Annotated in this window: 18 protein-coding genes; 17 read left to right on the top strand and 1 reads right to left on the bottom strand. The window is 65.2% G+C overall.

Translation table 11 applies throughout. The annotated features are described in order from the left end of the window. The first annotated feature begins 31 nt into the window (after positions 1 to 31). The 17 genes from AC1DZY_RS20715 to AC1DZY_RS20795 all read left to right on the top strand — a co-directional run bounded on the left by AC1DZY_RS20715 (position 32) and on the right by AC1DZY_RS20795 (position 16,075). On the top strand, positions 32 to 655 hold the full coding sequence (locus AC1DZY_RS20715; protein ID WP_476822037.1) for an NADH-quinone oxidoreductase subunit J: 624 nt from the start codon (positions 32 to 34) through the stop codon (positions 653 to 655). Beyond that, a complete protein-coding gene (nuoK, locus tag AC1DZY_RS20720) occupies positions 652 to 960 on the top strand; it encodes an NADH-quinone oxidoreductase subunit NuoK (protein WP_476822059.1) in 309 nt (102 codons plus the stop codon). Before AC1DZY_RS20715 ends, nuoK begins: the two co-directional genes overlap by 4 nt. A 26-nt stretch (positions 961 to 986) precedes the next feature. Beyond that, positions 987 to 3,008: an NADH-quinone oxidoreductase subunit L gene (gene nuoL, locus AC1DZY_RS20725; protein ID WP_476822038.1), complete on the top strand. Its 2,022-nt coding sequence runs from the start codon at positions 987 to 989 to the stop codon at positions 3,006 to 3,008. Positions 3,009 to 3,012: 4 nt separating this feature from the next. Then, the gene (locus AC1DZY_RS20730; RefSeq protein ID WP_476822060.1) at positions 3,013 to 4,524 is read left to right on the top strand and encodes an NADH-quinone oxidoreductase subunit M; all 1,512 of its coding nucleotides are present in this window, start codon (positions 3,013 to 3,015) and stop codon (positions 4,522 to 4,524) included. Between the two features lie 13 nt (positions 4,525 to 4,537). After that, positions 4,538 to 5,968: an NADH-quinone oxidoreductase subunit NuoN gene (nuoN, locus tag AC1DZY_RS20735; protein ID WP_476822039.1), complete on the top strand. Its 1,431-nt coding sequence runs from the start codon at positions 4,538 to 4,540 to the stop codon at positions 5,966 to 5,968. Between the two features lie 4 nt (positions 5,969 to 5,972). Further along, positions 5,973 to 6,731, top strand: a complete 759-nt coding sequence (locus tag AC1DZY_RS20740) for a biotin--[acetyl-CoA-carboxylase] ligase (RefSeq protein WP_476822040.1) — start codon at positions 5,973 to 5,975, stop codon at positions 6,729 to 6,731. Between the two features lie 99 nt (positions 6,732 to 6,830). Further along, a complete protein-coding gene (locus tag AC1DZY_RS20745) occupies positions 6,831 to 8,501 on the top strand; it encodes a ribonuclease J (RefSeq protein WP_476822041.1) in 1,671 nt (556 codons plus the stop codon). Positions 8,502 to 8,531: 30 nt separating this feature from the next. Next, positions 8,532 to 8,936 carry a methylmalonyl-CoA epimerase gene (mce, locus tag AC1DZY_RS20750; RefSeq protein WP_476822042.1) on the top strand — a complete coding sequence of 135 codons (405 nt, stop codon included), beginning with the start codon at positions 8,532 to 8,534 and terminating at the stop codon, positions 8,934 to 8,936. A gap of 5 nt (positions 8,937 to 8,941) precedes the next feature. Beyond that, positions 8,942 to 9,343 carry a RidA family protein gene (locus tag AC1DZY_RS20755; protein ID WP_476822043.1) on the top strand — a complete coding sequence of 134 codons (402 nt, stop codon included), beginning with the start codon at positions 8,942 to 8,944 and terminating at the stop codon, positions 9,341 to 9,343. Continuing rightward, positions 9,340 to 9,570 carry a DUF1467 family protein gene (locus AC1DZY_RS20760; RefSeq protein WP_476822044.1) on the top strand — a complete coding sequence of 77 codons (231 nt, stop codon included), beginning with the start codon at positions 9,340 to 9,342 and terminating at the stop codon, positions 9,568 to 9,570. The genes AC1DZY_RS20755 and AC1DZY_RS20760 overlap by 4 nt, the downstream gene beginning before the upstream one ends. Positions 9,571 to 9,950: 380 nt before the next feature. After that, positions 9,951 to 10,502: a peptidylprolyl isomerase gene (locus AC1DZY_RS20765; protein WP_476822045.1), complete on the top strand. Its 552-nt coding sequence runs from the start codon at positions 9,951 to 9,953 to the stop codon at positions 10,500 to 10,502. A 73-nt stretch (positions 10,503 to 10,575) separates the two neighbouring features. Further along, entirely contained in the window at positions 10,576 to 11,160 is a 585-nt protein-coding gene (locus tag AC1DZY_RS20770) for a hypothetical protein (protein ID WP_476822046.1), read from the top strand. Beyond that, complete coding sequence (locus AC1DZY_RS20775; protein WP_476822047.1) at positions 11,160 to 11,630, top strand: peptidylprolyl isomerase; 471 nt, start codon at positions 11,160 to 11,162, stop codon at positions 11,628 to 11,630. The genes AC1DZY_RS20770 and AC1DZY_RS20775 overlap by 1 nt, the downstream gene beginning before the upstream one ends. Before the next feature lie 26 nt (positions 11,631 to 11,656). Next, the gene (queA, locus tag AC1DZY_RS20780; protein ID WP_476822048.1) at positions 11,657 to 12,751 is read left to right on the top strand and encodes a tRNA preQ1(34) S-adenosylmethionine ribosyltransferase-isomerase QueA; all 1,095 of its coding nucleotides are present in this window, start codon (positions 11,657 to 11,659) and stop codon (positions 12,749 to 12,751) included. Between the two features lie 75 nt (positions 12,752 to 12,826). After that, positions 12,827 to 13,489 carry a tetratricopeptide repeat protein gene (locus AC1DZY_RS20785; RefSeq protein ID WP_476822049.1) on the top strand — a complete coding sequence of 221 codons (663 nt, stop codon included), beginning with the start codon at positions 12,827 to 12,829 and terminating at the stop codon, positions 13,487 to 13,489. Between the two features lie 70 nt (positions 13,490 to 13,559). Continuing rightward, positions 13,560 to 14,981, top strand: a complete 1,422-nt coding sequence (der, locus tag AC1DZY_RS20790; RefSeq protein WP_476822050.1) for a ribosome biogenesis GTPase Der — start codon at positions 13,560 to 13,562, stop codon at positions 14,979 to 14,981. Then, positions 14,978 to 16,075 carry an NAD(P)/FAD-dependent oxidoreductase gene (locus tag AC1DZY_RS20795; protein WP_476822051.1) on the top strand — a complete coding sequence of 366 codons (1,098 nt, stop codon included), beginning with the start codon at positions 14,978 to 14,980 and terminating at the stop codon, positions 16,073 to 16,075. Before der ends, AC1DZY_RS20795 begins: the two co-directional genes overlap by 4 nt. Before the next feature lie 27 nt (positions 16,076 to 16,102). Here the strand turns inward: AC1DZY_RS20795 and AC1DZY_RS20800 are convergent. Then, positions 16,103 to 16,294 (bottom strand): transposase (locus tag AC1DZY_RS20800; protein ID WP_476822052.1); only part of this gene is annotated, 192 nt, incomplete at its 5' end.

Below are 16,294 nucleotides of genomic sequence, written 5' to 3' on the forward strand. Positions count from 1 at the left end.
GCCGCCCGCAAGGGCGGAAAGGCTGGCCAGGATGAACGCCGCAGCGGCTTTCTTCTATCTCTTCGCAGGCGTCACCGTCGCTTCGGCGTTCCTGGTGGTGACCTCGCGCAATCCCGTGCATTCGGTGCTGTTTTTGATCCTCGCCTTCGTCAACGCATCCGGGCTGTTCATGCTGCTCGGGGCCGAGTTCCTGGCGATGCTGCTGATCGTGGTCTATGTCGGCGCGGTCGCGGTGCTCTTCCTGTTCGTGGTGATGATGCTCGACGTCGATTTCGCCGAGTTCCGCCAGGGCTTCCAGACTTATCTGCCGATCGGCGCGCTGGTCGGGCTCGTCTTCGCCATCGAGTTGCTGATGGTCGTCGGCGCCTGGATCATCGACCCGCAGATCGTGCGCGCGCCGGTCGCCCCGATCCCCGGCAACCTGACCAATACGGCGGCGCTCGGGCAGGTGCTCTACACGCAGTACATCTACTACTTCCAGGCGGCCGGCCTCGTGCTGCTCGTCGCCATGATCGGCGCGATCGTCCTGACCCTGCGCGAGCGCACCGGGATCAAGCGCCAGGACATCACCGTCCAGAACGCCCGCACCAAGGCGATGGCGATGGACGTGAAGAAGGTGCCCTCGCGCGCCGGACTGCCGGAGGAGACGGTCTGATGATCGGATTGGGCCACTATCTCGCCGTCGCCGCGATCCTGTTCACGCTCGGCGTGCTCGGCATCTTCATCAATCGCAAGAACGTCATCATCATCCTGATGTCGGTCGAGCTGATCCTGCTCGCGGTCAACCTCAACCTCGTCGCCTTCTCGAGCTTCCTGAACGACATCGTCGGGCAGGTCTTCGCGCTGCTGGTGCTGACGGTAGCGGCCGCCGAGGCCGCCATCGGGCTCGCCATTCTCGTCGTCTACTTCCGCAACCGCGGCACGATCGCGGTGGAAGACATCAACATGATGAAAGGCTGAGGCGCGCCCGCGCCCGGATTTGCCCCATGTATCACGCGATCGTCTTCCTCCCCTTGATCGGCTTCCTGATCGCCGGCCTGTTTGGCCGGCTGATCGGGCCGCGCGGCTCGGAGATCGTCACCACCTCGCTGCTGATCGTCTGCGCCGTCCTGTCCTGGATCGCCTTCTTCAGCATCGGCTTCGGCCATGGCACGACCCGCATCCAGGTCGCGACGTGGATGGCGTCTGGCGATCTGCGCGTCGACTGGGCCTTCCGCGTGGATACGCTGACAGGCGTGATGCTCGTCGTCGTCAACACAGTTTCGTCGCTCGTGCACCTGTATTCGATCGGCTACATGCACGAGGATCCGCATCGGCCGCGCTTCTTCGCCTATCTGTCGCTGTTCACCTTCGCCATGCTGATGCTGATCACCTCGGACAACCTCGTCCAGATGTTCTTCGGCTGGGAAGGCGTGGGCCTCGCCTCCTATCTGCTGATCGGTTTCTGGTACAAGAAGCCCTCGGCCAATGCGGCGGCGATGAAAGCCTTCATCGTCAACCGCGTCGGCGATTTCGGCTTCGCGCTGGGCATCTTTCTCGTCTTCGTGCTGTTCGGCTCGGTCGGTTTCGATGCGATCTTCCCGCGCGTGGCTGATCTGACCAGCCAGAGCTTCCGCTTCCTCGGCTATGACTGGAATGCGCTGACGCTGACCGCGCTGCTGCTGTTCATGGGCGCGATGGGCAAGTCCGCGCAGTTCCTGCTGCACACCTGGCTGCCCGACGCGATGGAGGGGCCGACCCCAGTCTCGGCGCTGATCCACGCCGCGACGATGGTCACCGCCGGCGTCTTCATGGTCGCGCGGCTGTCGCCGATCTTCGAATATGCGCCGAACGCGATGACCGTTGTCATCGTCATCGGCGGCACGACGGCGTTCTTCGCCGCGACCGTCGGCCTCGTCCAGAACGACATCAAGCGCGTCATCGCCTATTCGACCTGTTCGCAGCTCGGCTACATGTTCGTGGCGCTCGGCTGCGGGGCTTATTCGGCAGGCATCTTCCACCTCTTCACCCACGCCTTCTTCAAGGCGCTGCTGTTCTTGGGCGCGGGCTCGGTCATCCACGCGATGCATCACGAACAGGACATGCGGAAGATGGGCGGCCTGCGGAAGTATATTCCACTGACGGCGGCCGCCATGACCATCGGCACGCTGGCGCTCACAGGATTCCCGCTTTTCGCCGGCTATTTCTCGAAAGACGCGATCATCGAGAGCGCCTATGCAGCGGTCGGGCATAAGGGCTTCTCTGCCTCCTACGCCTTCGTGCTTCTGGTCGCGGCCGCCTGCATGACTTCGTTCTACTCATGGCGGCTCTATTTCATGACCTTCGAGGGCAAGCCGCGCTGGGGCGCCGACGCCCACGCCGCGCATGGTCACGATGATCACGCCCATGCGGCCCATGGCCACGACGACCATGCTCATGACGATCACGGCCATGGCCACGATCACATGCCCCATGAAAGCCCGCTGGTGATGCTGATCCCGCTAGCCGTGCTGTCGCTCGGTGCGGTCGCGGCCGGCTTTGCCTTCAAGGAGGCCTTTATCGGCCACGACTACGAGCATTTCTGGAAGGCCGCTTTGTTCACGGGCAAGGACAACCACATCCTGCACGAGATGCACGAGGTTCCCGGCTGGGTCGTGGCCTCGCCCTTCATCGCGATGGTGCTCGGTTTCGCGCTGGCGTTCTACTTCTACATGCTGCGCCCCGACGTGCCCGTGAAGCTCGCCGCCTCCAACCCGGTTCTCTACAAATTCCTGCTGAACAAGTGGTATTTCGACGAGATCTACGACTTCCTGTTCGTGAAGCCGGCGATGTGGCTCGGAAGGTTCCTCTGGAAGAAGGGCGACGGCTTCGTCATCGACGGCATGGGGCCCGACGGGATCTCGGCCCGCGTGGTCGACGTCACCAACCGCGTCGTCCGTCTCCAGACGGGTTATGTCTATCACTACGCCTTCGCGATGCTGATCGGCGTTGCAGGGCTGGTGACCTGGTATCTGCTGGTTCGCGGGTGAGATGATGTTCGGCTTCGGTATCCTCACCGGTCTTCTCGTCCTGCCGCTGGTCGGCGCTGCCTTCATCCTGGCGCAGCGCGGCGATGAGGCCTCGGTCGATTCCAATGCGCGCTATGCGGCACTGGCAGCGACTGTCGCGACCTTCATCCTGGCGCTCGTCGCCTGGGCGCGTTTCGAGCCGGGCAATCCCGGCTTCCAGATGGTCGAGACGCATGGCTGGGTCTCCGACGCGATCAAGTTCAAGCTCGGCGTCGACGGCTTCTCCTTCCCTTTCGTGGTGCTGACCGCCTTCCTGATGCCGTTCTGCATCCTGGCGTCCTGGCACTCGATCACGAAGCGGGTGCGCGAATACATGGTCGCGTTCCTGATCCTCGAGACGCTGATGATCGGCGTCTTTGTCGCGCTCGATCTCGTGCTGTTCTACCTGTTCTTCGAGGCCGGCCTGATCCCGATGTTCCTGATCATCGGCATCTGGGGCGGCAAGCGCCGGGTCTACGCCTCCTACAAGTTCTTCCTCTACACGCTGCTTGGCTCAGTGCTGCTTCTGCTGGCGCTGATGGCGATGTACTGGAACGCCGGAACCACCGACATCCCGACGCTGCTGGCGCATAAATTCCCGTCCGGCATGCAGACCTGGCTCTGGCTCGCCTTCTTCGCGTCTTTCGCGGTGAAGATGCCGATGTGGCCGGTCCACACCTGGCTGCCCGACGCCCATGTCGAGGCCCCGACCGCCGGCTCCGTCATTCTGGCGGCGATCCTGCTGAAGATGGGCGGCTACGGCTTCATCCGCTTCTCGATCCCGATGTTTCCGGAGGCGTCGCAGTATTTCGCGCCTTTCGTCTACGCGCTCTCCGTCATCGCCATCGTCTACACCTCGCTGGTGGCGCTGATGCAGGAGGATATCAAGAAGCTGATCGCCTACTCCTCGGTGGCGCATATGGGCTTCGTCACCATGGGCCTGTTCACGCTGACGGCGCAGGGCATCCAGGGCGCGATGTTCCAGATGGTCAGCCACGGGCTGGTCTCGGGCGCGCTCTTCCTCTGCGTCGGCGTGGTCTATGACCGCATGCACACCCGCGAGATCGCCGCCTATGGCGGACTGGTCAACCGCATGCCGGTCTATGCTGTCATCTTCATGGTCTTCACCATGGCCAATGTCGGCCTCCCCGGCACGGCGGGTTTCGTCGGCGAATTCCTGACGCTGCTCGGCGCGTTCAAGGCCAACCCTTGGGTCGCCTTCATCGCGACCTCGGGCGTCATCCTCTCGGCGGCCTATGCGCTCTGGCTCTATCGCCGCGTCATGTTCGGCGAGCTGGTCAAGCCCGAGCTCAAGGACATCATGGATCTCGACCGGCGCGAAACCGCGATCCTCGTTCCGCTCGTGCTGCTGACGGTCTGGTATGGTATCCGCCCCGGCACGATCCTAGATGCCTTTGCCGCGCCGACCGAAGCCCTCATCAAGAATTATCAGGCCGCACTCACCGCCGCGAAAACGGCGCTGCTGGTGGTCCAGTAAGGTCGAGACATAAATGACCGTCGTCCCCGCTCTCGGCCCCGCACTGCCGGAAATCATCCTCGCGCTCGGCGCGATCGCCATGGTGCTCGTCGGCGCCATTCAGGGTGAACGTTCGACACGCCTGCTTGAGGGGGCTGCTGTCGCGCTGTTTGCGCTGGCGCTCGTGCTGGTGCTGTCGGGCGAGGGCCGGGTCGTCACCTTCAATAAGGGCTTCATCGCCGACGGCTTCGCGCGCTTCATGAAGGTACTGACGCTGATTGGCGCGGCGGCGGCGATCATCCTGTCGTCGGACAGCTTGCGCCGCGACGGCTCGATGCGCTTCGAGTTCCCGATCCTGATCGTGCTCGCCACCATCGGCATGATGATGATGATCTCGGCCGGCGACCTGATCAGCCTCTATGTCGGCCTCGAACTGCAGTCGCTTGCGCTTTACGTCGTCGCCGCCTTCGACCGCGACAACGCCAAATCGACCGAGGCTGGCCTGAAATACTTCGTTCTCGGCGCGCTCTCGTCGGGCATGCTGCTTTACGGCTCCTCGCTGGTCTACGGCTTCACAGGTACGGTCAATTACGCCGGCATCGCGGCCGCCGTGCAGCATGGCCATCCCGGTATCGGGCTGATCTTCGGCATCGTCTTCATCGCGGCTGGCCTCGCCTTCAAGATCTCGGCCGTGCCGTTCCATATGTGGACGCCCGACGTCTATGAGGGCGCGCCGACACCGGTCGCGGCCTTCTTCGCCTCCGCGCCGAAGATGGCGGCGATGGCGATGATGGTGCGCGTCTTCGTCGGCGCCTTTCCGGGTGCGCAGCACGAATGGCAGCAGATCATCGTCTTCATCGGCATCGCCTCGATGGCGCTGGGCGCGTTCGCCGCGATCGGCCAGAGCAACATCAAGCGGCTGCTCGCCTATTCGTCGATCGCGAACATGGGCTATGCGCTGGTCGGCCTCGCTGCCGGCACGGCGGCCGGCGTCCAGGGCGTCATGGTCTATATGGCGATCTATCTGGCAACGACACTGGGCGCTTTCGCCTGCGTGCTGCTGATGCGCCGCGACGGCAAGCCTGTCGAGGAGATCGGCGAGCTTGCCGGCCTTTCGCGCACCAATCCGTGGATGGCCTTCGCGCTCTCGATGATGATGTTCTCGCTTGCCGGCATTCCGCCGATGGCCGGCTTCTGGGCGAAGTTCTACGTCTTCCTCGCCGCCATCGACGCCAAGCTCTACACGCTGGCCGTCATCGGCGTCGTGACCAGCGTGGTCGGCGCCTACTACTACCTGCGGCTGGTCAAGATCATCTATTTCGACGACGCCAAGCCCGCTTTCGAGCGGGGCGACATCGGCACGCGCGTCGTATTGCTGGTCTCGGCTGTCTTCGTGCTGGCTTTGTCGCTTCTGCCGGCGCCGCTGTTCAACTCGGCGGCCGCGGCGGCGAAGTCGCTGTTCTGAGAGCGTGCTCGGTGACGCGGCCCGCGCCGCCGGCTACCGGCTGATCGTCCGCGACGAGGTCGGCTCCACCATGGAGGAGGCCCGCCGGGCGCTCGATCAGGGCGATGCCGGCAGGCTCTGGATCGTGGCGCGCGAGCAGACGGCCGGGCGCGGCCGTCATGGCCGGGTCTGGGGTTCGCCACCGGGCAATCTGTACGCCAGCCTCCTCCTGAAAACGCCATGCGAGCCGGCACTTGCGCCGCAACTGGGCTTCGTCGCGGGGTTGGCGCTGCATGACGCCGCCGCGAGGGTCACGGGGCTGGCCGCGCCGCAACTCGCACTTAAATGGCCCAACGACCTTCTGGCCGAACGCGCCAAGACCGCGGGCCTGCTGCTGGAAGGTGAAAGCCGGGCAGGGGGCTTCAGCGTCGTCATCGGGTTTGGCGTCAACATCGCATCCTGTCCGCAGGACACGCCCTATCCGGCGAGCTTCCTCAAGGCGCATGCGCCGGCCGCTGGCGTCGAAGCCATGCTCTCTGCGCTCAGCGACGCCTGGCTCGAACGCTACTCGGTCTGGATGCAGCCAGGCGGCTTCGGCCCGACCCGCTCTGCCTGGCTCGACCGTGCCGCCTTTCTCGGCGAAACGATCACGATCAGGCTCAGCGACGGCCCTCTCAGCGGCTGCTTCGCCGGGCTCGACCCGTCGGGACGGCTTGAACTCGATACGCCTTCCGGCCGTCGCCTGATCGACGCCGGCGATCTCTATTTCGGCGCGCCGGCCTGACCGTCGCATCCTGCTCTGGAGACCTGCCGCCTCGCATGGTAGGGCTCCCGCAATATCTTGGCGCATCTGCGCCGCTCCTTGTCCCAGTCAGGATTTTTCGTGACCCGTTCCCAAGACCAGTTCGTTTTCGTTCCCCTCGGCGGCCTCGGCGAGATCGGCATGAACGCCGCGCTCTACGGCTTTGGGCCCGAAGGCCGGCGTAAATGGATCCTGGTCGATTGCGGGCTGTCTTTCGCCGGCCCGGAGGTCCCGGGCGTCGATATCGTCCTGCCCGATCTGCGCTACATCATTGAGGAGCGTGCCAATCTGCTGGGCATCGTCATCACCCACGCCCATGAGGACCATATCGGCGCGCTCGCCGCGCTCTGGCCGAGCTTGCGCGCACCGGTCTACTGCACGAAATTCGCCGCCGGCCTGCTCGCAACGCGCCGGCTGTCCGAGCCGGGTGCGCCGAAAGTCCCGATGAATGTCGTGGCGCAGGGCGGCCGCGTCACGCTCGGCCCCTTCGACATCGAGTTCGTGCCGGTCGCCCATTCCATTCCCGAATCCTGCGCGCTGGCGATCCGCACCCCGGTCGGCCTCGTCGTCCACACCGGCGACTGGAAGATCGATCCGACGCCGCAGGTCGGCCTCCCCACCGACGAGAAGCGCCTGCGCGAACTCGGCGACGAGGGCGTGCTCGCAATGGTCTGCGACTCGACCAACGTCATGCGCGACGGCACGAGCCCGAGCGAGGCCGATGTCGCAGCCAAGATCAAGGAACTGGTGCATTCGGCGCCGGGCCGCGTCGCCGTCACCACCTTCGCGTCGAACGTCGCCCGTCTGCGCGCGGTCGCGGAAGCTGCGATGGCCGATCAGCGCGAGGTCGTCGTCGTCGGGCGGGCCATGGACCGCGTCATCGATGTCGCGCGCGAATGCGGCTATCTCGACGGCATCCCGGCCTTCCGCTCGGCCGACACCTATGGCTACCTGCCGCGCGACAAGGTCGTTTGCCTGCTGACCGGAAGCCAGGGCGAGCCACGCGCCGCGCTTTCGCGCATCGCGTCGGACGATCATCCCGAGATCGCGCTTTCGCCCGGCGATAGGGTGATCTTCTCCTCGCGCACCATCCCCGGCAACGAGAAGGCGGTCGGCAACATCCTGAACGCGCTCGCCCGCGACAACATCGAGATCATCACCGACCGGACCCACCTCGTCCATGTCTCCGGGCATCCGCGCCGCGAGGAGATGGCCAGGCTCTATGGCTGGCTGAAGCCGAAGATCGTCATCCCCGCCCATGGCGAGGATCTGCACCTCTCCGAGCACGCGACCTTCGCGCGGGGGCTGGGCGTCAAGATCGTGGTGCGCGCCGTCAACGGCGACGTCATCGAGATCAGGCAGGACGGCGCGAGCAAGGTCGACGAGGTCACGCATGGCCGGCTCTACCAGGACGGCACACTGCTGGTGAACGCGCTGGAGAAGACCATCGCCGAACGCCGCAAGCTTTCCTTCGCCGGGATGATCTCGGTCGCGGTCGCGATCGACGAGAAGGGCGGTCTTGCCGGCGATCCCGAGATTGCTGTGCTCGGCCTGCCGCCGCGCACCCGCGACGGCACCGATTTCGACGAATATGTCGCCGAAGCCGTCTCCGAACTGATCGACGGTATCCCCAAGGCGCGCCGGCGCGATCCCGAGGCGCTCCGCAACGCGCTGGAGCGCGGCCTGCGCAGCGCCGTCAACGAGGAGTGGGGCAAGAAGCCGCTGGTGCACGCGCTGGTGATCGAGGTGTAGAACGGACGAGCGCCCAGATAGGAGCCCAATATGATCGGACGCCTCAACCACGTCGCCATCGCCGTGAAGGATCTCGCGGCCTCGACCGCTCTTTACCGCGATACGCTGGGCGCGCGCGTCTCGCAGGCGCTGCCGCAGCCAGAGCACGGCGTCACCGTCGTCTTCGTCGAACTGCCCAACACCAAAATCGAATTGCTCGAGCCGATGGGATCCGACTCGCCCGTCGGCAAGTTCCTCGAGCGCAACCCCGATGGCGGGATCCACCATATCTGCTACGAGGTCGAGGACATCCTCGCCGCCCGCGACAAGCTCAAGGCGCAGGGCGCTCGCGTGCTCGGCTCGGGCGAGCCCCGCATCGGCGCGCATGGCAAGCCGGTGCTGTTCCTGCACCCCAAGGATTTCTGCGGCGCGCTGGTCGAGCTCGAACAGGCGTGAATCCGATGGACCAAAGCCCGATCGATTTCTTCGGCCAGCCCGAGCCTGGCTCGCCGCGTCCCTTCAGCGAGGCGACGCGGGCCGGGGGGCTAATCTTCGTCTCCGGCCACTCAGCCCCACATGATCCGGCGCATGGCATTCATCGCGGCGAGACGCCGGCCGACGAGGTCCGCAATGCGCTGGCCAAGGTCGCGGCCATTCTGGCCGCTGCCGGTAGTTCGCTCGACCGCGTCGTTCAGATGACGATGCTGATCACCGACCCGGCCGATTACGCTGCCTGCAACGCCGAATATGTGAAGCATTTTCCTGGCGGCCTGCCGGCGCGCCATACGGCCCGCTTCGGTGTGCCGACGCAGGCCCGCGTCGCTTTCTCCTGCATTGCGCTCGCCAGCGAGTCTTCAGCGTGACGGTCGCCGGCGGGCTTGCGGTCTATTTCGTGATCTGGTGGACGGTGCTGTTTGCCGTCCTGCCCTTCGGCGTGCGCAGCCAGGCGGAAACCGGCGATGTCACGGACGGCACCGATCCTGGCGCACCGGTGTTGCCGGGGCTGGTCAGGAAAGCGCTGATCACCTCGGCGATCGCTGCGGTCGTCTTCGCCCTTGTCTGGTATATCTGGGCGAGGTTCGATCTGTAGTTTCGTGCGCACAACCCCAAAAAGAAAAAGGCAGGGCCGATGCCCTGCCTATCGAAGTCTATTTTTACCGCAGTAACGGCGCGCATCTGATGTGCACAACTCATATACTAGGCGGGCGTTTGTTCCTCCCGAGACCTGGTCCGCGGCGCTCAATGTTCAACCGAGCGTGCCCAGCGCCAAATGTTTAGCGGATCGTCACCGGTCTGTCACCAGTTTAGGCAGGCAAAGCCTTATCTTTTTGCAAGATTATTCTCCGCTGCACTTGTGCAGCGCAGCATTCGACGATTCGCCGCGATTCTCTGCCTTGTTCCGGCCAAAGGATCGCTTTACCACCCCAACACGACACCTGCCGGGCCGTCCGGCGGTCATGGAGATACCTGATGCTGCGCAATTCTCTCGCCGTCCTCGCCCTCGTGGCGTCGCTTGGGGCAGCTCACGCCCAGACGCCTGCGGCCGACCCGGCAAATACGGTGGTGCTGGAGACCAAGGATGGTCCGGTCACGATTCGCCTGCGGCCCGATCTTGCTCCCAAGCATGTCGAGCAGATCAAGACTCTGACCAAGCGCGGCTTCTACAACGGCATCGTCTTCCATCGCGTCATCGACGGCTTCATGGCGCAGACCGGCGACCCGACCGGCACCGGCACCGGCAAGTCCGATTTGCCGAACCTGCCGGCCGAATTCACGCCGACGCCCTACAAGGTCGGCTCGGTCGGCATGGCGCGCTCGCAATCGCCTGATTCCGCCAATTCGCAGTTCTTCATCTGCTTCGAGGGCTGCGGCTCCCTGACCGGCCAGTACACGCTGTTCGGCGAAGTCGTCTCCGGCATGGACGCCGTGCGCAAGATCAAGAAGGGCAGCCAGGCCAATAACGGCCAGGTTTCCGGCCCCGACAAGATTGTGCGCATGCGCCTGCAGGCGGACGCCAAGTAAAGGCGCCGTAGGGCGGCTCAGGGTCATGCGGCAGGCGCGCGCCATCCTCATATTGCTCGCTTTGGTGGGCAGTATGGGCGCGGCCTGTGCGCAGGGCACCTATGATTACGGCCTGCCGCCGCCATCCGGCTCGCAGAACCCCGTGCTGCCGCCGCCCTCTGGTTCGCAGAACCCGGTTCTGCCGCCGCAGTCCGGGCAGCGCTATCTGCCTGGCGTCGGCGGGGCGTTCGGCGAGGGTGCGCGGCCTTCGGTTGCGCCGCGTCGCTATCGCGGCGGCGACGACACGAGCCTCGCCGGCCAGTTGTCGCCAACGACGCGGGCGTTCGAAGGCAGTGAGATCGATCGTCTCGGCGACATCGCGCCGGCCCTGCGCCGCTGCTGGAACCCGCCTGCGCTCGACGGTCCAACCGATGGGGCCATGGCGACCGTGCGGTTCTCGCTGCGCCGCGACGGCTCGCTATTTGGCCAGCCTCGGGTGAGCTGGGGTACGCGTCGCAGCGACCCCGCCTTGCAGGAGCGCTTTACCCAATCTGTCGTGGCCGCGATACGGGCCTGCACGCCGCTGAGGTTGTCGCAGCGCTTCGGAGCGAGTATCGCGGGGCGACCTTTTTCCATCCGCTTCCACGGCCGCGCGCCGTCCAATGAAAGGCAGATCTGATGTCGCTCGATCCCGAAAACACCCTCGTCATGGAAACCACCAAGGGCAAGGTCGTCATCAAGCTTCGGCCCGACCTCGCGCCCGGCCATGTCGAGCGCCTGAAGACGCTGTCGCGTCAGGGCTTCTATGACGGCATCGTCTTCCACCGCGTCATCGACGGTTTCATGGCGCAGGTCGGCTGCCCGCATGGCACCGGCACCGGCGGCTCGGAACTCCCGGACCTGAAGGCCGAGTTCAACGCGGAGCCGCATGTCCGCGGCATCTGCTCGATGGCCCGCTCGCAGAACCCCAATTCCGCCAACAGCCAGTTCTTCATCGTGTTCGACGACGCCCGCTTCCTCGACAAGCAGTACACCGCCTGGGGCGAAGTGGTTGAAGGCATGGACAATGTCGACATGATCAAGCGCGGCGAACCGGTCCGCGACCCCGATTCGATCGTCTCGATGAAGGTCATGGCCGACCTCGCCTGATCTCGTCCTATGGGGCCTGATCGCAAATGAATGTCGGGCTCTTCGATTTCGATCTCCCCGAAGACCGCATCGCGCTGAGGCCCGCAAGCCCGCGCGATGCGGCGCGCCTGCTCGTCGTCAGTCCTGACGCCGCCCAACCCTTCGAGGATCGCGGCGTCCGCGACCTCGTCGGCCTGCTGCGGCCCGGCGATGCGCTTGTGCTCAACGACACCCGCGTTATTCCTTCGCGCCTGCATGGCCGCCGTTGCCGTGGCGAAGCGACGGCCCGCGTCGAGATCATGCTGCACAAGCGCGAGAGCGACAGTCGCTGGCGCGCCTTTGTGCGGCCCGCCAAGAAACTGAATGTCGGTGAGACCATTTCCTTCGGCAGCGAGACGGCTTCCAACATCTGCGAGCTCGGTCATCTCGATGCCGAGGTGATCGCGAAAGGCGAGGGCGGTGAAGTCGAGCTGCGCTTCGCGCTGACAGGGCCGGCGCTGGACGAGGCGATCGCGCGCCATGGCGAGTTGCCGCTGCCACCCTACATCGCCGGCAAGCGCCCGACCGACTCATCCGACGCCAGCGACTACCAGACGCTTTATGCCCGCGAGGACGGCGCTGTCGCCGCGCCGACCGCAGGCTTGCACTTCACGCCGGAACTGGCGGCTGCGCTCGACGCGCGCGGCATCTCGCGCCATTTCGTGACGCTGCATGTCGGCGCCGGCACGTTCCTGCCGATGAAGGCCGACGATACGCGCGACCACAAGATGCATGCCGAATGGGGCAGTGTCAGCTTGGCGACTGCGGAGGCCATCAATGCGGTGAAAGCGAGAGGCGGGCGCATCGTCGCCGTCGGCACAACGTCGTTGCGACTTTTGGAGAGTGCGACCGGCGAGGACGGTGTGGTCGCGCCGTTTTCCGGCGACACCGCGATCTTCATCACGCCGGGTTATCGCTTCCGTGTCGTCGACTTGCTGCTGACGAATTTCCATTTGCCGCGCTCGACGTTGTTCATGCTCGTCTCGGCCTTTAGCGGCCTCGACATCATGAAACGCGCCTATGCCCATGCAATCGCGCTGGAATATCGCTTTTACTCCTATGGCGACGCGAGCCTGCTGCATCGAGCCGCTACGGTAGATTGAGCGGAAAGCCGTTCCGGCTCGCAATCCCGCGGCGAAAATGCTACCCGGCTCCACAACAGGGAAATCCGACGGGCCATGGCCGATATTTTTCGTGAGATCGATGAAGAGGTGCGCCGCGACAAGGCCGCCGCCATCTGGAGCAAATACGGCACCCTCTTCATCGCGCTTGCGGTGCTCGCGGTCGCAGCCGTCGCCGGCTGGCAGTACTGGCTTCATCGCGAGAGCCTCGCTTCTCAGGCCATGGGGGCGAAGTTCGAGGCGGCGCTGAAATCCTCGCGCGACGGCAACGCTCCCGAGGCCGAGACCATCCTGAAGGAACTTGGCGCGAGCGCACCGGCCGGCTATCGCCAGATCGCGCGTTTCCGCCTCGCCGCCGAGACCGCCAAGGCCAGCCCGGCGGACGGCGTCACAGCGTTCGATGCGCTCGCCAACGATGCCGGCCTCGACCAGCTCTATCGCGATCTTGCCAGGCTTCGCGCCGGGATGCTGCGCGTCGATCTCTCTCCCTATGCCGAGGTCCGGCAGGCTCTGGAGCCGTTGACGACGCCACAAGGCGTCTGGCGGCACTCGGCCCGCGAGATGCTCGGCATAGCCGCGCTGAAGGCCAATCTCTTCGAGGATGCCGGCCGCTGGTTCGACGCCATCGTCACCGACCCCGCCGCCCCGCAGGTGCTGCGCCAGCGCACCGATCTCTATCTCGCTCTGGTGCGCGGTGGCCCGGTCGAGACCCGGAACTGAGTTTGTAACTTTTCCAGCGTGTCCTGATCGGCGCGCGTCGCCTACGACCTGACAGGACGACCTGAACTCGATGACTGCCACCGTCGCTATTATCGGCCGCCCCAATGTCGGCAAGTCGACGCTGTTCAACCGGCTCGTCGGCAAGAAGCTCGCGCTCGTTGATGACCGGCCGGGTGTCACGCGCGACCGCCGCGAGGGCGAGGCCGCGCTTGGCCATCTCCGCTTCACCATCATCGACACGGCCGGCCTCGAAGACGCCGACAAGGAGACGCTCGCCGGGCGCATGCGGGCGCAGACCGAGGTTGCGATCGCGCAGGCCGACGTCATCCTGTTCATGATCGATGCGCGGCTCGGCATCACGCCGATGGATCAGCCTTTTGCCGATCTCGTCCGCAAATCCGGCAAGCCCGTCATCCTGCTCGCCAACAAGGCGGAAGGCCGCAAGGGCCTCGACGGCATCTTCGAATCCTATGGGCTTGGCCTTGGCGACCCCGTGCCGTTCTCGGCCGAGCATGGCGAGGGCACGTCTGATCTGCTAGAGGCGCTCGCGCCCTTCGTCGATGTCGAGCCTGAGGAGGAAGAGGTCTTCGACGAGAGCTATGGCGACAAGCGCTGGGTCGAGGCACCACCCGCCGTCAGCGACGAGGACGAAGAGTACAACGACCCCAACAAGCCGTTGCGGGTCACCATCATCGGCCGTCCCAACGCCGGCAAGTCGACGCTGGTCAACCGCATGATCGGCGAGGACAGACTGCTCGTTGGCCCCGAAGCCGGCATCACCCGCGACACCATCTCTGTCGACTATGAATGGCGTGGTCGGCCCGTAAAGCTGTTCGACACGGCCGGCATGCGCAAGCGCGCCCGCATCGAGGAAAAGCTCGAGAAGATGTCGGTGCAGGATGCGTTGCGCGCCATCCGATTCGCCGAGGTGGTGGTTGTGCTGCTGGATGCGACGATCCCCTTTGAAAAGCAGGACCTGACGTTGGTCGACTTCACCGAGCGTGAAGGCCGCACTGTCGTGATCGGCCTGAACAAATGGGACCTCGTCGCCGACAAGAACGGCCTGCTGGCGGAACTCAGGGAGAAGGCGACCCATCTCCTGGCGCAGGTACGCGGTGTGCCGATCGTGCCGCTGTCTGGGTTGGCGGGCGAGGGCATCGACCGGCTGATGCAGGCGGTGTTTGCCAGCTACGATGTCTGGAACCGCCGCGTCTCGACCGCCAAGATCAACCGCTGGCTCGAAGGCGTGCTTTCGGCCCATCCGCCACCAGCCGTCGCCGGCCGTCGCATCAAGATCCGCTACATGACGCAGGCCAAGGCGCGCCCGCCGACTTTTGCGCTGTTCGGCAACCAGCTCGACCATCTGCCGGTGTCCTACACGCGCTACCTCGTCAACAACCTGCGCGAGGCGTTCGAGCTACCGGGCACCCCGATCCGCCTGCATACGCGCGGCGGCGAGAACCCCTACGACAAGAACAAGAGAGCCGGATGAAGGTCGCAGTCGTCGGGGCCGGCATCGCCGGCCTCTCCACCGCCTGGGCGCTGAACAAGGCCGGCCACGAGGTCACGCTGTTCGAGCAGGCGGCGGCGATCCCCAATCCTTATGCCGCCTCGGGCGACCAGCACCGCATCATCCGTCGCGCCTATGGCGGGGCCGACGGCTATGCCCGCACGATCACCGAGGCCTTCGCCGCCTGGGACGAACTCTGGGCCGATCTGCGCGTGAGCCATTTTGCGGCCGTCGGCGTCATGGGCATTTCGCAGATGCCGGGCGACGAGGGCGAGGACTACCGCCACGGTCTCGACAGGATGGGATCGCCCTATGAGCTGTTCGAGCCTGCGGAAGCGGCGCGGCGCTACCCGTTCCTCGACCCGAAAGCCTTCCGCTACGCCTATCTCAGCGCCGAGGGCGGCGCTCTTTTTCCCGCCCGGATTGCCGCCAGCCTCGTTGCACTGATGCGCGAGCGCGGCGTTGCCGTCCGCGAAGGCGGGGCGGTCTTATCCGTCGATCCGGAACATGGCCGGATCGGATTGGCCGGCGGCGAGAGTCTGGTCTTCGATCGGGTCGTCGTGACTGCCGGGGCCTGGGTGCTGCGGCTTTTGCCGGCGCTGGCAGGCGTGCTGAAGGCGCACCGTACGGCTGTGGCCTATCTCGATCCGCCAGACGATCTCAAACCTGCGTGGCGCGCGGCGCCGGTCATCGTGGATATCGGCGGCACGGTCGACGGCTATGTCTTGCCGGCGGTCGATGGCACCGACCTGAAGGTCGGCGCGGGCGCGCACAGGCGGGTTGGCGAACCAGACGCCGACCGCGAACCCTGGGTCGGCGAAGGCGAGACCATCCGCGAATATTTCTCGCCGCCCTTCGCCCGAATCGGCGAATACCGCATCAAGCGCGTCGCGAGCTGCGCCTACATCTTCACCGCTGACAAAAAGTTCCTGTCGCGCCGGATCGGCAGGGTCGTCGCCGTCTCGGCCTGTTCGGGCCACGGCTACAAATTTGGCGCGGCGGTGGGGCGCAGGGTCGCCGCTGCGGTCGAAAGCGGCGACGATGCCGGGCTGCTGCGTTGGCTCAGGGCGGAGTAAACGCTGTCATTCTAGAGCATCGGACGGTTAATCATACGCATATCCTGCGTGTTTGAAGAAGTTTCGGCATTCGGCTGGCGAGAAGAGTTCGCAGATGTTTCCGACGGCCCTCCAGAGGGCGTCGAAGGTTCGTGCCTGGGCGGCTCGCAGGTGCGCCTTGAGCTTGGCGAAGGCCATCTCGATCGGGTTGAGATCGGGGCTATAGGGCGGCAGGAAGAG

The organism is Allobosea sp. P2_A10, assembly GCF_056405115.1.

Coding starts and splice junctions, on each gene's coding strand:
- AC1DZY_RS20715 (WP_476822037.1), top strand. CDS start 32: ATGAACGCCGCAGCGGCTTTCTTCTATCTCTTCGCAGGCGTCACCGTC.
- nuoL (WP_476822038.1), top strand. CDS start 987: ATGTATCACGCGATCGTCTTCCTCCCCTTGATCGGCTTCCTGATCGCC.
- AC1DZY_RS20730 (WP_476822060.1), top strand. CDS start 3,013: ATGTTCGGCTTCGGTATCCTCACCGGTCTTCTCGTCCTGCCGCTGGTC.
- nuoN (WP_476822039.1), top strand. CDS start 4,538: ATGACCGTCGTCCCCGCTCTCGGCCCCGCACTGCCGGAAATCATCCTC.
- mce (WP_476822042.1), top strand. CDS start 8,532: ATGATCGGACGCCTCAACCACGTCGCCATCGCCGTGAAGGATCTCGCG.
- AC1DZY_RS20755 (WP_476822043.1), top strand. CDS start 8,942: ATGGACCAAAGCCCGATCGATTTCTTCGGCCAGCCCGAGCCTGGCTCG.
- AC1DZY_RS20765 (WP_476822045.1), top strand. CDS start 9,951: ATGCTGCGCAATTCTCTCGCCGTCCTCGCCCTCGTGGCGTCGCTTGGG.
- AC1DZY_RS20770 (WP_476822046.1), top strand. CDS start 10,576: ATGGGCGCGGCCTGTGCGCAGGGCACCTATGATTACGGCCTGCCGCCG.
- AC1DZY_RS20775 (WP_476822047.1), top strand. CDS start 11,160: ATGTCGCTCGATCCCGAAAACACCCTCGTCATGGAAACCACCAAGGGC.
- queA (WP_476822048.1), top strand. CDS start 11,657: ATGAATGTCGGGCTCTTCGATTTCGATCTCCCCGAAGACCGCATCGCG.
- AC1DZY_RS20785 (WP_476822049.1), top strand. CDS start 12,827: ATGGCCGATATTTTTCGTGAGATCGATGAAGAGGTGCGCCGCGACAAG.
- der (WP_476822050.1), top strand. CDS start 13,560: ATGACTGCCACCGTCGCTATTATCGGCCGCCCCAATGTCGGCAAGTCG.
- AC1DZY_RS20795 (WP_476822051.1), top strand. CDS start 14,978: ATGAAGGTCGCAGTCGTCGGGGCCGGCATCGCCGGCCTCTCCACCGCC.